The organism is Ochrobactrum sp. Marseille-Q0166 (genome assembly GCF_014397025.1).
Classification (GTDB): domain Bacteria; phylum Pseudomonadota; class Alphaproteobacteria; order Rhizobiales; family Rhizobiaceae; genus Brucella.
Genome location: NZ_JACJUO010000002.1, coordinates 400765 through 417598, shown reverse-complemented (window position 1 = coordinate 417598; position 16834 = coordinate 400765). Strand labels below are relative to the sequence as shown.

Here is a 16834-nt window from a genome sequence, read left to right as displayed (position 1 = left end):
GTCGACCTATGAGCCGCCCAACCAACCCAAGAATTCTTGTCACCGGCATTCCGAGCCATCTGACACGTCTCATTGATCGCGCAGACAAAGCGCAGGTCTATTATTCGGAAAAGCAGAAGGATTCAGAATCCAGGGATAATTTTATCCAGGAACTGAAAAACATCTCCAATACCGGAAATTATCTGATCGGCGAGGGCGCAATGACGGCCCTTCTGCCGTCAGCCAAGCATATTCCGTTCTGGCATCTCTATAATTGCGTGAACAATGGAACAGGTGTCGAGGAGATTAACAAGGAGTTCGATATCTGCGTCTTCACTTGCGCAAACCTTCTGCGTAAAGGCCTGTCGGCAGATGCGGAAGCGCTGGTTTTATCCAAGCTCGATATGCCGGTGGTTATGCTGGGCATTGGTATCCAGAACCGCCCTGATATTGAAGGCGAAGACGGTTTGCCTGCTGGCACGAAGAAGCTTCTCGAAGTGCTTAAATCCCGCGAGCATTATTTCCTTACCCGCGGTGAAAACGCAGCCGGCTATCTTCGTGATCGGGGCTTTTCCTATGTGCGTCCGGTTGGTTGCCCGTCGCTTTATTTCCGTCCTGATAATATGCGCAAGGCCATTACGCGTCTGCCGCAGGTCAAAGTGGGTGAAGGCCGCACAGTTTTCACAGGTTATATGGGCGCAGAACTTGAAACCATCGGCGACATGAATGCGCTGAGTTCGGACGACGGTCGTTCAGCCTATGTGGTTCAGGATGAGCTTTTGCATTTCGATATGCAGCTTGAATCGGACGCCAATGGCCGTGCTTATGATTCAACGACTGGTGAGCTGGTAGGGCCGCTGACCTACAAAGGCTCAAGCGATCTCAAGAAGAAGCTCAGCGTTCACGCTTTCCTTGACACCAATCAATGGCGTGCCTGGTGCTCTACGATGGACTTCTCATTCGGTCGCCGCTTCCACGGAAATATCATTTCCATGCAGGCGGGCGTACCAAGCCTTATGGTCGCCGTTGATGACCGTATGCGTGAAATGCTCAATTTCTCCGGTCTGCCAAAGATCGATGCCCGTGATCTCAATGCAGCTAACGACCGGCGCGCTTTCGTGAGTGATCATATCGCAGCAATGAACATCCCTGATGTGGTTGAAAAATACTCGGCTCGCGAACGCAATTTCCGAAGCGTGCTTTCAGACATCGGCATTGGGGCATCTCACGCCTAATCCAAATCCAGCAATTTTCTTTAATTTAAGCGAAGATGGATAACCATGCGCATAATGATTACCGGCATTCCGTCCTATTTGATGCGGACCGTCGAAAGCGTTTCGGGTGCAACTGTTAAACACCGCCCTTATTTCGAGCCCATCCGCACCAAAAAGGATGTGATCGATCAGGTCAAAAAGATTGCCAATACTGGCAATTACCTCATTGGTGAAGGCGCTGCCTATGCCGTCCGCGGCCATGATGTGACTTATGTTCCGTTCTGGCATCTGGCCAACAGCCTCAATTCACCTGACACCTATGCAAAGCTCAATGAAAGCTTTGATCTCTGCCTGTTTGCATCGGCAAATCTTTTGCGTCCCGGTTATGCCGCAACAACGGAATCCTTCGTCTTTGAAAAGCTGAACATGCCAATTGTCGTGATGGGCATCGGCATTCAGAAGAAGGAAAATCTGAAAGCCGAATTGCCGGAAGGCACGCGCCGGTTTTTGGAAATTCTGCGCCGCAAGGAAAGTTTCTTCCTCACACGCGGGCATTTTACGGAAGCGTTTCTGAAAGATGCGGGCATGAAATATGTCCGTCCGACGGGCTGCCCTTCGCTCTACTATCGACCAGAGCAGATGAAGCTATCGCTGAGCCGTCTTGCTGATCCGAGCCTCGCGGATGCGCAAAAAATCTCATTCGGCGGCTATCTCGGCAGTGTCGCCGATACGATTGTCGATGCACATGCGCTGCTCGAAAAAGACAGCGCTGCAAGCTATGTCATTCAGGACGAGGTGATCGTCTATAACATGAACATCGCAGGCGAAGATCATGCGCAAGCTTTCGATGAGGCTGCAAGCCGCATCACCGCACCTGTCGACTACAAACACATGGAAAAGTGGCAGCGCAAAAACGAGCTGCTGGTGTTTTTCGATACGCATAAATGGCGCAGCTGGATTTCCAGTCAGGATTTCGGTTTAAGCCGTCGTTTCCACGGCACTATCATCGGTATGCAGTCGGGTGTTCCGGGGCTGATGATCGCGGTCGATGACCGAATGCGAGAAATGCTCGGCTTCGTCGGCTTTCCACATATTGATGCAAGCGTCTGGAACCGTGAACCTCAGAAGAAGGCCTATCTGCGCGACTTTCTTTCCAAGATTGATGTGCCTGCTGCCATCAATCGCTATTCGGAATGTGAAGCCAATTTCAACGGCGCACTCAAGGATATCGGGATAAGATGATGCCAAGCTGCAAGAGCATCAGGGGCGAGATGGTGGCGATGATAGCGCTCGTGGGCGCTTTGTCGTTGGCTCTCCAGCCTCAAAGTGCTCTTGCCGATACACGCTTCGGCGTCAACCGGGTCAATATGGCCTGGCTTAAGCCAGCAGAGCGTGAGCAGATTTTTGATCAGATGGTGGATAATGGCGTGGTGGCAGTTCGGCTGTCCCTCACGCGACCGGTGGATCAGAGTATCGATGCGGTGCGTCTTGCTCATGAAAAAGGTTTGGCCATCCTGCTCGAAATTTCGCTCAATAACGCGGATTTCTATCCTGAAGGAACGAAGCCTCGTTCCGGTCGCGGGCGCATCTGGGATATGTATCGGCTTTCAGATATATCGCCGGATCGCTTTCAGCAGGCGATCGCAGATGCCTTGCAAAAGATTGATGCACTTGGGGCGCCACTGGTTGCTGTTGAACCCGGCAATGAGATCAATTGGGGTGCCTATAATGGCGATCTTGCCATTCTGCCCAAGGAAAGGATGAAGACCGCACGTTCCTTGGATGAGATGGAAGACCTGCCTTTGGTCGAAAAGGGTGCAGAAAAATACGTCGAACTTCTGCGCATTGTCAGGACGGAGCTGACAAAGACCAAGCACAGCGCCAAAGCAAAAGTTGTATCTGCGGGTTTGTCCGATATTCCGTTCATCGATGCTGACCGGCGCGGAATAGACAGCGTCGATCCAACCGTCTTTACCGATCTTCTCAAGAAATATGGTCTTAAGGATGTGGCCGACGGCTATGGTATTCACATTTATCCGGGCAGCAGCGGCACGCGGGCCGCGCGCGCGAAACACATTAGCAACGCTCTCTCTTTCTGCGGTGGTGCTGATGGAAAGCCATGCTGGATCACCGAATGGGGTTTTGCGAATACCTCCAAAGCCTGCCCGGCAAATGACAATAATCGCGAACAGCTGGTCGAGAAGGCACGCGGTCGGTTTCGTCAGATGATGGATAGTGGCCAGATCGCAGCCGCTTATTATTTTGATTGGGATGCAAGCACTTACGGTGTGTGGCGTTGTGGTTCGCTGACGCCGGCAGGCCAAGCTGCAACGGTGACGAAATGAAGCTCAAAACTGTAATCATCGGTGGTTCAAACACCGTCATGCTGCCCGGCTATCTACCAACTCTTCTGGGGACGATGGCAAAACGCGGCGTGGAGCTGGACATTGTTGCTGATCTTGCCGTGGGCGGCACCACGAGCGCGCTTGGCCTTTATCAGCTCAAGCAGTTTGAGCAGCTCGAGGATTGCGAGCTCCTGCTGATTGAATATGCGATCAATGATGCCTTTGTTTACGGCGATGAACGACGTCCCTTTCGCCATTGGGCGCGATTTTACGAGGGGATCATTCGTTACGCACTGGAACGCAATCCTAACCTGCGGATCGCAACGCTTATATTTGGCGCACGCAATGGCTCGTTCCTGAATTCGGTTCCTTCAATTGATGCGGGCATCAATTACATATCGCAATGGTATGGCACCATTTCAGTCGATGTTTCGCGGATGCTGATGCAGCAATATGGCCGTGACGTCGTAAGCAATTCGGCTTTCTATCTCGATCAGGGCCATTATGCGCGCCCTGTTTCAACGACGATTGTAGCCAACTTGATCGCTGATGCTCTCGACCAAGCTTTGTCTATGCAGCATCGCCCAAAAGCGCTGCCATTTGCTATTGATCCAGACCACTTCGCCAATGCACGCGCCTTGAGTGGCGAACAGCTTTGCAAGCGGTTGGGACGCGTGCCAATTCAATATAGCAACCGCCGCTTTTCAATTTCCGCACTCGATTTTGGTGCAGACAGAATGCGCTTTGAGGTTGATAACGGCCAACTGCTCGCGCTTGGTTATGTTTGTGATCCCCGTATTCCGCCGCTTGATGTAGTAATCGGCGAGGAGGTCCATCGCGCCGCCATGATGAAGGGTGGCGTACGCGACGGAACCTATAAATTCCTCGTTTCGATGCTGAGCTTCGAGTTCCTGTACGGGACAAAATTGCTGCAAGCGCGCGGGAATGTATCGCTTATCATGTCCGGTGCCGATGAAGGCACCGAGCATAAGCTTCATGTTCCAAAAGACAGCACCCATCATGAAGCGCTGCCTACGGAACCAGTTTTGCCGATCACCGGCATTTTGTTTTCAGGTAATCTCAAGACGATGACGCTTGAGAAAAAGTCCAGTAACTTATTGCAATCAGTTAATTAGCTACATTTTCGGTTGATTTATTAAGTTGTCACTAAACAAACCTTGTTTGATCAGGTTTGTTGTATATCAAAGTCTATTCGGGCTTTCAGGCAAGAATCCAGCTATTCAGTTTTGGATAAATTGGTAATGTCTGAGCTGACGAGCGTGCGGGTTTCGGTTGACGACGACCGCACGGGATGAGGGAAAACAACGGAAGAGTGACATTCATGTCTTTTCAGTTTAATCGCCTGATACTGGCCTTTACGACTGCGTTCTGCCTTGCGACACCGTTGAGCGCGATTGCCGCTGAAACCCGGCAGATCGAGACCACGCAGGATGCCGATTATTTCGGCTTTGATCTGAGACCCGAAAAGAATGTCTCGCTTGCGCAATGCAAAAGCATCTGCCTTGGCGATAATTCCTGTCTGGCCTTCACCTATAATCCCAAGGTCAAATGGTGCTTTCTGAAATCGGATTACAATAAGCTCAATGCGTCTGTCGGTTCCATTGCAGGCCGTGTTGTGACGGAAGCGGCGGCCGCCGCTGCAGTTGAAGACATTGGTGCGCCTCCCGCAATCTCGTTCTTTGCCCCAAATCTTATCGATGAAGCCCGGCGTCTCAAGCGCGAAATGGCAAGCCTTGAAAGCGCTGACAGCCTGCGCACATTACGCAATGAAGCGGGCACTGCCGGTATGAACGGTGATCCGCGCACGGCGATGGAAAAGTTCCGTTTAGCTGCGAGCATGTCCCCGGACGACAGCCAGCTATGGGCGGGATATGCCCTTTCTGCGCTTTTGATCGAGCCATCCAATTATCAGGAGCGCGCAGAACTCCAACGCGACGCGACGTCAGCCTCTTGGTTTGCCTACCAGACATCACGCACCACGGAAGATCGCGCGCAGGCGCTTGCCGTCATGGCACAGGCGCTGGAAAAGCGCGATGCATCGCGCCCGGCTCTGCAGGCTTATGAAGCGAGCCTTGATCTCGTCAATTCCGCATCCGTTCGTGAAGCCTATGAAGATCTGAAAGCCCGCAAAGGCTTCCGCATCGTCAATAATACGGTCGATAATGACAATGCCGCGCCGCGCATCTGCGCGCAGTTCTCGGAAGAACTGGTGAAAAGCGGCGTCGATTATTCGAGCTTCGTTACCCTCGACAATGGCGCGCCAAAAGCCGTTGACGCCAAGGATCGCCAGATTTGCGTCGAGGGTCTGGAACATGGCCGCAATTATACGGTGACGTTCCGTCAGGGTCTGCCATCGGCTGTTGGCGAAGTGCTGCCAGCGCCGGTCAATCTTTCGATCTATGTGCAGGACCGCGCGCCATCGGTGCGCTTTACCGGCGACAGCTTCGTGCTGCCTGCGAAAGCCCGTCGCGGCATTCCGCTGGTCAGCGTCAATTTGAGTACAGCCAAGGTCAAGCTCTATCGCGTCGGCGACCGTTCGCTGGCACAGCTTCTCTCCGGCTATCAGTTCCTGCGGCAGTTGGACAGCTACGACATCAGCACGGTTTCCGATCAGATGGGTGCACCTGTCTGGGAAGGTGAGATTGAGGTCGCAGGCAATGAGCTGAACAAGGAAGCAACGACCAGTTTCCCGGTTGATGAAGCACTCCCGGAACGCAAGCCCGGCGTCTATGTGCTGACTGCTGAGCCGCTGGTTCAGAAGTCCGATGATGAATATGGCACCAAGGCAACGCAGTGGTTTGTCGTTTCCGACATCGGCCTTTCGACCTATACCGGACAGGGCGGCATCAATGTGTTTGCCCGTTCGCTGGAAAGCGCGGAGCCGCTTAAAGGCGTGAAGCTGACGCTGCTTGCACGCAACAATGAAGTGCTGGGCGAAGCGACCACCGACAGCGATGGCCGGGCGACGTTTACACCGGGACTGACACGCGGCACGGACGGCATGGTGCCAGCGGTGCTGATGGCCAGTAGTGACGATGAGGATTTCACATTTCTTGACATGGCGCGCGCCGGTTTCGATCTTTCCGATCGTGGTGTGACGGGCCGTGCCGTGCCGAAAGCGCTTGATCTTTATGCATGGACAGAGCGCGGTATCTATCGTGCGGGCGAAGTTGTGCATGTGGGTGCGCTTGCGCGTGACGACACCGCAACCGCGATTGATGATCTGCCACTCACCTTTATTTTCACGCGTCCCGATGGCGTGGAAGACCGCCGTCTTGTTTCCGACAGCAAACTGGCCGGTGGTCATGCCATCGACCTGACCTTGCCGTCGAATGCCATGCGCGGCACCTGGAATGTTTCGGTCTATACCGATCCCAAGCAGCCAGCGATTGCCACGCAGATGTTTCTGGTTGAAGATTTCGTGCCGGACCGGATCGAGTTCGATCTGACGTCTGACAAGCCGGAAATCGCTGTTGGCGAAACCGCCAATATCACGGTGGACGGTCGTTTCCTTTATGGTGCGCCTGCCGCCGGTCTTGCGCTTGAAGGCGAGGTCACGCTTTCGACCAAGCGCCAGTGGGACCGCTTCAAGGGCTATTACTTCGGCCTCGCCGATGAAGAACAGGGCGAAGCCACGCGCCTTCCGCTCGATGGCCTGTCAAAAGTCGATGACAACGGCAAGGCGACTTTCCCGGTTACTGTCGATGAAATGCCGTCAACGACGCGTCTCGTAAACGCGGCCGTGACCGTTCGTATGCGCGAAACCGGTGGTCGTGCGGTTGAGCGTAAGATCGATATTGCCATTCAGCCGGAAACCGATCTCATTGGCATTCGCCCGGATTTCGCAGGCGATGAAGTCCCGCAGGGTGGAACCGCAAAGTTCAGCCTGATCGCCTCTGACAGCAAGGGCGACCGCAAGACGCTTGATGGCGCACAATGGTCGCTGGTCAAGATCGAGCGTAATTATCAGTGGTATCGCAGTGGCAACAGCTGGAACTACGAACCGGTCACTTTCACCAAGGCGATTGCCAATGGCAAGATTGACCTTACAACCGATAGCGAGGCTGAAATCAGTCTGCCGGTCGATTGGGGTCGTTACCGTCTGGAAATCGAAACGGCTGATGCTTCGGGTCCGGCCACGAGCTATGAATTCGATGCGGGCTGGTATGTCAGCTCCACTTCGACGGAAACGCCGGACGGGCTCGAAATCGCGCTCGACAAGGAACATTATGCGGCAGGTGACACGGCAGAATTGAAAATCTCCCCGCGTTTTGCCGGTGAGCTGCTCATCACCATTGGTGCTGAAAAGCTGCTCAAGACAATCACCGCAAGCGTGCCGGAAGGTGGCACGACCATCGATATTCCGGTGGGTGAGGATTGGGGTGCGGGCGCCTATGTTACGGCAACGCTGTTCCGTCCGGGTGAGGCGATTGAAAGCCGTATGCCTGCGCGTGCGATTGGTCTTAAATGGCTGAAGGTCGATCCTGCCGACAAGCAGCTTGCAGTCAAGCTGGCCCCGCCTGAAAAGATCGCGCCGCGTTCCACACTTTCCATCCCTGTTTCGGTTGAAAATGCGGGTGGCGAGCAGGCCTATGTCATGGTCGCGGCAGTCGATGTCGGCATTCTCAATCTGACACGCTATCAGCCACCGAACCCTGAAAACTGGTTCTTCGGCCAGCGTCAGCTGGGCCTTGAAATGCGCGATATGTATGGTCGCCTGATCGACGGTTCGCTCGGCGTCACCGGCAAGCTGCGCACAGGTGGCGATGGTGGCAATATGGCAGCGGAAGGCAGCCCGCCCACCGAAAAGCTGGTTGCGCTGTTCTCCGGTCCGGTTGAACTCGACAGCGACGGCAAGGCGACAATTGATTTCGACATACCGCAGTTCAACGGAACCGCGCGCGTCATGGCGGTGGCATGGACCAAGAAGGCCGTCGGTCACGCGGTGACCGATGTCATTATCCGCGATCCTGTGGTCATCACTGCTGGTCTGCCACGGTTTATGGCCCCTGGCGATCAGGCCAATATCCGCTTCGATATTGCCAATACGGATGCACCGGACGGCAATTATCGTGTGAGCCTTGAGACCACCGATAATCTCGGCGTCGAGGTTGGCTCCTATCCTGAAAGCATTGCCCTTGCCGGTGGCAAGCGGCAATCGATCACCGTGCCGCTCAATGCGGTGGCCACGGGTGCCGGTGGTGTAACGATCCGGCTTTCCAATGATGCAGGCCTCAATGTTGAACAGGCTTTGGCAGTGCCGGTGCGTCCGGTCGATCTGCCGGTCACGAGCCGCCATGTCGTCAATCTCGCTGCCAATGGCGGAAGCCTGAAAATTGACGGCGGCCTTCTGTCGGAAAGCCTGCTTGATGGTGCTTTTGTCAGCGTTGGTGTGACGCGAAGTGCCGCATTTGATGTGCCGGCTTTGTTGATGGCGCTTGACCGCTATCCTTATGGCTGCACCGAGCAAACCACCAGCCGCGCACTGCCACTGCTTTATTTGAGCGAAATGGCGGCAGGTACGGAAGCGGCTGCGGGACTGGAAAGCCCGGAAGAACTCAAGAAGCGTGTACAGGATTCCATCTTCCGCGTGCTCAACAACCAGTCTTCAAGCGGTTCTTTTGGCCTCTGGTCGCCGGGATCGGGTGATCTCTGGATGGACGCCTATGTGACCGACTTCCTGACGCGTGCCCGCGAAAAGGGCTATGACGTGCCGCAGCAGGCGATGCTGTCCGCACTTTCTAATCTGCAAAATGCGCTCGGCTATACCACCGACGTCAAGGAACGCGGCAACGACATTGCCTATGCGCTTTATGTTCTGGCACGCAACAAGAAGGCTTCTGTTGGCGATCTGCGTTACTTTGCCGATACCCAGCTTGAAAACTTTGCAAGCCCGATGGCCGTTGCCCAGCTTGGTGCAGCGCTTGCCCTTTATGGTGATCAGCCGCGTTCTGAACGCGTGTTCAATGCGTCGCTCCAGCTCGCAACCAACCAGTCCAGCTACGACTATAATCGCTCCGATTATGGTTCACCGCTGCGTGATGGCGCGGCAATGCTGGCTCTGGCTGCGGAAACCAAGCCTGCGCCGAAAGTGCTGCCATCGCTGATTACGCTGGTCGAGTTCCAGCGTGAAAAGGCTCGTTATCTCAGCACGCAGGATCAGGCATGGATGCTGCTTGCAGCACGTGGGCTTCAGGACGATAATGGCGTCATCAGCCTCGACATCAATGGCACAGCACATCAGGGCGCGTTTTCTGAACGTCTCAATGGTGCAAGCCTTGAAGCGCAGCCGCTGGTCGTCACTAACAAGGGGCAGGGTTCGGTTGATGCCGTCGTGACCGCAGTTGCGCCACCTGCGCAGTCGCTGCCCGCGGGCGGCGAAGGTTTCAACATCGAGCGCACTTATTATACGCTTGATGGCGAACCGGCCAACGTCACCGGGGTCAATCAGAATGAGCGCTATGTGGTTGTTCTGAAAATTGACGATCTGCAGGAATGGCAGTCGCGTCTGCTGGTGACCGATCTGCTGCCAGCTGGTTTCGAGATCGACAATCCGGGCCTTGTTTCCAGTGCAGATCTTGGCAATTTCCCATGGCTGGATAGCACACAGGCAGCGCATCTCGAATTCCGCAATGATCGTTTTGTGGCCGCTTTCGACCGCTCGGCAGGCGAGAAGAAGCCGATTACGCTCGCTTATGTGGTGCGCGCGGTGACGCCGGGTCTTTACACCCATCCGGCAGCAACGGTTGAGGATATGTATCGTCCGCAATTTGCAGCGCGCACGGCAACCGGCATGATGGAGGTGGCTGCACCGTAAGCCATGATCCCGAAAAGTAGGAACCGGTTTTCGGACAAGATCATGCTCAAACAAATGAAAAGGCGTTGGAAAATAGCGATTGGCGGTGCCGCGTTTCTCGGCATCGCTGCACTCGGAACTGTAGTCGGGCTTGACTGGCTCGACCGCGCCTATCCTCCGCCTTTGCCGGAACGGCTGACGATTTCCACAGAAGTTATGGATCGCGACGGCGCTTTGCTGCGCGCCTATGCAACGCCGGACGGCTATTGGCGGTTGAATACGCGGATTGAGGATGTCGATCCGAAATTCGTGAAAATGCTGATCGCCTATGAGGACAAGCGTTTTTACGAGCATGGCGGCATTGATTTCACAGCACTTCTTCGGGCCGCATATCAGCTTGCAGGGAGCGGCCGTATTGTTTCTGGCGGCTCCACGCTTTCCATGCAGCTTGCACGGTTGATCGAGCCGCGCGAAAACCGCAGCTTCGGCTCCAAGTTCCGGCAGCTCGCGCGTGCCGTCCAGATTGAACGGCGCCTCAGCAAGTCTGAAATTCTCGAACGTTATCTGACACTCGCGCCTTATGGCGGCAATCTGGAAGGCGTACGGTCGGCATCATTAGCCTATTTCGGCAAAGAGCCGCTGCGTCTTACGACCTCAGAAGCAGCATTGCTTGTGGCTCTGCCGCAATTGCCGGAGCGCCGCCGTCCGGATCGCGCGATGAAAAACGCGGTTGCCGCGCGGGATCGTGTTTTAAAACGCATGGTTTCGTCTGATGTTTTCACAACTGAAGAAGCCGAGCGCGCATCGCGTGAGCGCATATCCGCGACGCGCCATCCCTTGCCTTCATTGGCCGCTCACTTTGCCGATCTCGCATTGAAGCGGGCACCGACCGAGGCCCGGCATCATCTGACGCTTAAAAAGTCGGTGCAGGCTGGGCTTGAAGTTGTGGCGCGTGAAGCCGCTGCCAAGCTTGGGCCAAAAGTATCGGTCGCCATGGTGCTGGCCGACAGCCGCAACGGTAATATCTTAGGCGAAGTCGGCTCCGCTGATTACTTCGATGGCAAGCGGCAGGGCTGGATCGATATGACGCGCGCCGTGCGTTCGCCCGGCTCCACCCTCAAACCCTTCATCTATGGGCTGGCCTTCGAGCAGGGCCTGATTGCGCAGGAAACCATTATTGAGGACCGCCCGCAGGATTTTTCAGGCTATCGTCCGCGCAACTTCGATATGAGCTATCAGGGCGATGTCAGCATCCGTCAGGCGCTGCAAATGTCGCTGAATGTGCCCACCATCAGCCTTCTTGATGCAGTCGGTCCTGCACGGCTCACCACGCGTATTCGTCAGGCGGCGGTCAATCTGCAATTGCCGAAAGGTGAAGCGCCGGGATTGGCTATCGGCCTTGGTGGTGCGGGTATCAGCCTGCGCGATCTGGTGCAGCTTTATACTGGCCTTGCCAATGGCGGGCGAGGGGCAGCCCTTCGAGACGGCACGGAAGGTTCAGAACCTGTGCAGCCGTCGGCCCCTATTCTGAGCGAGCAGGCATCGTGGCAGATTGGCGATATTCTGGCCGGTGTCGTGCCGCCACAAGGTGCGAAACGCCTCGGCCTCGCTTACAAGACCGGTACGTCCTATGGCTATCGCGATGCATGGTCGGTCGGTTATGACGGGCGTTATGTGCTGGGTGTCTGGGTCGGTCGTGCCGATGGTGGCTCGGTGCCCGGCCTTGCCGGTTATGTTTCGGCAGCGCCCATTCTGTTTGAAGCCTTTGTGCGTTCGGGCGTTGCTTCCGTACCGTTTCCGCGTGCGCCTGCTGGCGCATTTCGCACGGCACGCGCCGATCTTCCTGTGACGCAGATACGCTTTTCGTCTGCAAGCGATCCGCTGCCGGTTCTCAAAGCCACGATTGAGCCTGCACCGCGCATCGTGTTTCCACCGGATGGCGCGCATGTCGAATTGAAGGCATTGACCGACAATGCCTCACCGCTGGTGCTGAAATTACAGGGCGGACGCGCACCGTTTCGCTGGCTTGCCAATGGCAAACCCATTGCCGAACCCAACCGCCGCCGCACGGCTACATGGCTGCCGGATGGCACCGGCTATTCCACACTGACCGTTGTTGATGCAGGCGGACGCGCTGCCAGCGTAAAGATTTTCATTGAGTAATTGCTGACAATTCTCTGAACCAGCGTGAAAGCTGGTGCAAGCCGGTCGCATTGGAGCCTTTGATCAGCAGCGTATCGCCTGGCTGCAAACCCGCGACCAGCTCGGATTTCAGCACATCAAGCGCCGGGCTTTTTGCTGCACGCTGTTCGCTGCGAATCTCTTTCCAGAAGCCGCTATAGGCATCGGAATCGAGCAGAAAAATCTGGTCGATATTGTTATCGCGCACTGTGCGCGCGAGCGCTGTGTGATAATCCGTCGATTTGTTGCCAAGCTCTGCCATTTCGCTTAACACGGCAATACGGCGACCACGCGTTTTAAGGGAACCGAGTTCGCGCAAAGCAACCGTCATTGAAGCGGGATTGGCATTATAGGCATCATCAATCAGCTGAATTTGCCCTTCTTTCCACGCCACATTCACCACCGCGCCACGACCAGCAAGCGGAGTCCAGCCACCGATTGCAAGCGCTGCATCTGCTGGGGCAACACCGTCGGCAATCAGGGCAGCAATAACGCTTAACCCATTCATCACAAAGGCATCGCGGGAAACATCAAATGGCAGCGTAAACGGCTTGCCAAAAATACTGATATTGATCTTGTGGTCTGCATCCCGTTCGCTCCAGCGAATGTCAGCTTCTGCGTGACGCCCAAATGTCAGCATGCGGACGGTTGAAGGGATCTCATGCTTCACAAGTTCGAAATGTTCGATGTCGCGATTGACGATCGCAGTACCAAGCGGATCAAGACCACGAAAAGCTGCCGCTTTAACCGATGCTGCCCGCTCCATGGAAATCATCTTATCCATATGGGCGGGGGTGAGGGCGCTCAAAATGCAGATATGCGGATGGACGATCCGCGTTGAGGTGAGGCCGATAGGCTCTTTGTCCGGCGCGGTAGCACCCGCAACTTCAAAGACGAGGCAATCGCGGTTGAGCGGCATTGTTGCCATCCCAGCCGCGACATATTCCGGCACATTGCCTGCGCCGTTCACCCCTACCGATTTTCCACTGCGCCGCAGCGCATGCGCCAGCAGATGGGTGGTGCTGGTTTTGCCAACGCTGCCCGCAACACAAAAGACATGGCCTTTAAACTGATCGCGGCGGGTGGTGGCTGCACGGATAAGCCCTTCGCGCAGAGAGCGGGTCTGGTAATAGGAGACACCCTCGACCGGCGCTTTGTCGCTCTGCCCGAAAATGGCAAGCAAACGGTCTTTGTTCTTTTGAAGTGCTGCCTTGCTGCAACCAATCACATCGCCCGCCGCATAAAACAGCCCAACACTGTTGCGCGTGGGCGGTGCATTATCAATGGCGATGGATGAGACGATCTGATCGCTCTGGCTTGCCTGATCTGGTGAGCCTCCGAATGCTTCGATCAGGGATGCTAATGACGGGGCTTCTGCAAGAACTGGCCTCTCATCGGGAACTGCTTGCGCTGCCAGATATTTCAGATACCCGACGCGGATCAGCGCTTCATCGAATTCAAAAAACTTGGTGCCGGGATAGCTGTTGATTTCAAACAGCCAGGGCTTTCCATGCTTATCGAGACCAAGATCAAGTCCGATCGCATCGATCTGTTTGTCGTAAAGTGCCTGAAATTTTTCCGGAAATTCATGGGCGATATTGGTGAGGGTCTGCCAGACCGCCCGTGCCCGCACGCCAAATTGCCCGTCAATAAAAATACGGCCATCGGCGATGCTGCCACCGCCTGCAATATTGGAGGTGATGGTCTTTCCCTGACCAATGCGGGCATAGATTTTCGTGGTTTTCCATGCGCCGCCTTCACCACGTTGCAAATGCAAGCGGACGTCAAAAGGCAGGCCGGAAGGCGTGCGCGAGTGAATATATTTCTGCGCGATATATCGATGCGCGGGAAACGTCCGGGCGATAAAATCCTTTATATCATCGACCGAAACTGTCTGCTTATCCGCGCCAAGCTGGATGTTATAGATGCCACTCTCTAAGCTCACGAGTGAAACCGCGTTGCCCTGCGCGCCCCTGACAGGCTTGAAGACAACATCGCGATGTTCGTCAATGAAAGCCAGTGTCGTATCCGGGTCGCCGACGCACAGATCGGGGATGATCATATCGCTGAAAATGTTAGCATCGCGCAGCTTTTGCAGCGTTATGGCTTTGCCGCCCAGCATGATGGTTGTCATGGTGCTCTGGCGTTCAAGCGTCTTCCATACATCTGCCGCGGACCGAGACCCTTCATCATTATCGATGATATGGGGGAAGCCGATGCGCTTATTCACCCATTTGCCATGTTCAAACTTCAGCGCATTGATCGTATTCTCTACAATATTCACATCGGATGGTGTGAAGAAATAAAGCGCAATGCCCTGTGCTGCAGCTACATGCGCAGTCGCCAGCGTCCTTGGTCCGGGTCTGCCCTTTGCACGCATCAGGCCGATCAGTGGTCGCTCCAGTGTGGGTGCTGCTTGCAGGAATCGCTGATGCTCTTCACTTTTTTGCTGTGCGAGCCGGTATTTGCGATAGGCGACAAAACCCGAGAGATAGTGTTCCACATCATCGATACGTACGCGGAACGCATGATGCCTTATGAAGAAACTGCCGCTGATCCGCGCCGGATTGGCGTAGAACATCGCAAGTTCCGGCCAGAAATGGCCGTTCAGAAGGTGATGCGCACGGCGTTCAAGCGCAAAGTAAAACTGTTTTAAATCAACATCATTCAACAGGCCTGAAAGAGCGGGATCGGCTTGTATCCGCACTACCATCTGCTGGGCTGCCATCATAAGTTCCAGCAAAGTTGGGAATGTCGTGATGCGGTTGGTGACGAAATCAAGATAGTCAGCGAAGTTGCGAATACCGAATTCGTAATATTTGCGCTCAGGCCGATAGCGTGTCAGCTCATTGACGGCATAGGATAGCCAGTGATCATGCGCTTTCCAGTGATCGGCCTCTATGAAATAGCCAAAGGCTTTTTCAACCGCATTCAGCCATCTTTCGTCATGTGTAAGCGAATAAAGCCGCATCAACCCGAAAGCCGCCTCCCCATCATAATAAATGATGCGAAAAGGTGCTTTCACGCGGAGCGATGGATAGGTGAGAACATGGCTGAATTTGCCGGTTGCCTCATCCTGCATGTGCAGAATGCCAAGCGCAATCTTCTCCAGTAAAGGCAGATATTGCTTGTTTCCGGTCAGTTCGCTGTATTTGACAAGCGCCAACAGGCAAACCGCATTGCCGCCAAGTTTGATTTCGCCGTTCTCTTCGGTGAGAAAAGCCAACTCACTCCCGTTGTGGTTTACTGTTTTGATAAGTTGCTCTGTAAGATAGGCTAGGCCCTTCTCGATCACTGTTTTCAGCGCATTGTCCTGTGTCACTTCCCAGGCTTCGAGCATTGCATAAAGCGTACTCGTGTGACGCAGCGTGTTATAGGCACCAATCTCCTTGTCAAAACAGGGGTGCCAGCCATAGATGAAGCGCCCGTCTTCTCTGATTTGAGAGGCCAGAAATGTGCTCCCGCGGGCGATTAATCCGTCAATATCCGTAACAGCCAATGTTTCTATTGTGCGTCGACCAGCATTTGGCCCTGCACCAGGAAGTTTATGAATAAATTCGTCTTCGTCATTCACGAAAACGCCCTGCGCAGAGAAGATATGAAACTGTTCGACATCAGCAACGGATATATCAGAGAAGCCCCGCTGACGTTTTCCATATCGGTTAAAGTTGGCCTCATTAATTATGGCATGCACGATTGATGGCCCACCATAAAGCATAGCATTGCCGTTAAGCTCTGTTTCCAGAAAAGCCTGCTCAAACATAGGGTCTAGCGAAATGCCAAATCGAAAATAGTTACGTTTAATATTTTTAAGCTGGGCCTCGAGGTCGGCTTTGCTGAGCTCTTCTATATGATCGACCCAATCGATCCGAAGGGAGCGAACCTCTATGTTGTTTTCAATGACCTGTCGTTCGAAATTTTTAATCGCGGCTTTCCAGCAATCTTCAAAACTTGATGCCGTTGTACAGAACGTCGTTGCTCGTGTTTTCATATCTGTGAAAGATAAGAAAAGGATAAATTCGGGGCTGTTTCCTTTGAGCGATTGAATATCAGCAAGAAGCGATTGATGGACACGTGCAATCATGTCCTGCAGCTTTTCTGATACCATCGCAGCATCTCCCTATGTAGATTGTTTCAAACTGCACCTTACAAATAAAACATATGTAATTTCACATATTCTCCCCGTTCTATTTATGGGGTGGAGGAATATTCATGGTCAAGCTTCTTCGTTCCAGATCGGCTAAAATATCTATATTTGGGCGGTGTCTTACCTTGTAGTATTTGTGTATTGCGCGATG

Annotated in this window: 7 protein-coding genes; 6 read left to right on the top strand and 1 reads right to left on the bottom strand. The window is 54.2% G+C overall.

Features of this window, described 5'->3' with window-relative positions:
- Positions 1-8 precede the first annotated feature (8 nt).
- The 6 genes from H5024_RS13025 to pbpC all read left to right on the top strand — a co-directional run bounded on the left by H5024_RS13025 (position 9) and on the right by pbpC (position 12518).
- Positions 9-1214, top strand: coding sequence for a polysaccharide pyruvyl transferase family protein (locus tag H5024_RS13025; protein WP_187547488.1), 1206 nt, complete (start codon positions 9-11; stop codon positions 1212-1214).
- Between the two features lie 45 nt (positions 1215-1259).
- Positions 1260-2435, top strand: a complete 1176-nt coding sequence (locus H5024_RS13020; protein WP_187547486.1) for a polysaccharide pyruvyl transferase family protein — start codon at positions 1260-1262, stop codon at positions 2433-2435.
- Positions 2432-3538: a glycoside hydrolase gene (locus H5024_RS13015; protein WP_187547483.1), complete on the top strand. Its 1107-nt coding sequence runs from the start codon at positions 2432-2434 to the stop codon at positions 3536-3538. The genes H5024_RS13020 and H5024_RS13015 overlap by 4 nt, the downstream gene beginning before the upstream one ends.
- A complete protein-coding gene (locus H5024_RS13010; protein WP_187547482.1) occupies positions 3535-4674 on the top strand; it encodes an SGNH/GDSL hydrolase family protein in 1140 nt (379 codons plus the stop codon). Before H5024_RS13015 ends, H5024_RS13010 begins: the two co-directional genes overlap by 4 nt.
- A 206-nt stretch (positions 4675-4880) precedes the next feature.
- Entirely contained in the window at positions 4881-10376 is a 5496-nt protein-coding gene (locus H5024_RS13005; protein WP_187547479.1) for an alpha-2-macroglobulin family protein, read from the top strand.
- Between the two features lie 42 nt (positions 10377-10418).
- Positions 10419-12518: a penicillin-binding protein 1C gene (gene pbpC / locus H5024_RS13000; RefSeq protein WP_187547477.1), complete on the top strand. Its 2100-nt coding sequence runs from the start codon at positions 10419-10421 to the stop codon at positions 12516-12518.
- Here pbpC and H5024_RS12995 read toward each other — a convergent pair.
- Positions 12508-16644 carry a YheC/YheD family protein gene (locus H5024_RS12995; RefSeq protein ID WP_187547475.1) on the bottom strand — a complete coding sequence of 1379 codons (4137 nt, stop codon included), beginning with the start codon at positions 16642-16644 and terminating at the stop codon, positions 12508-12510. The two genes, pbpC and H5024_RS12995, sit on opposite strands and share 11 nt — an antisense overlap.
- Between the last annotated feature and the right edge of the window lie 190 nt (positions 16645-16834).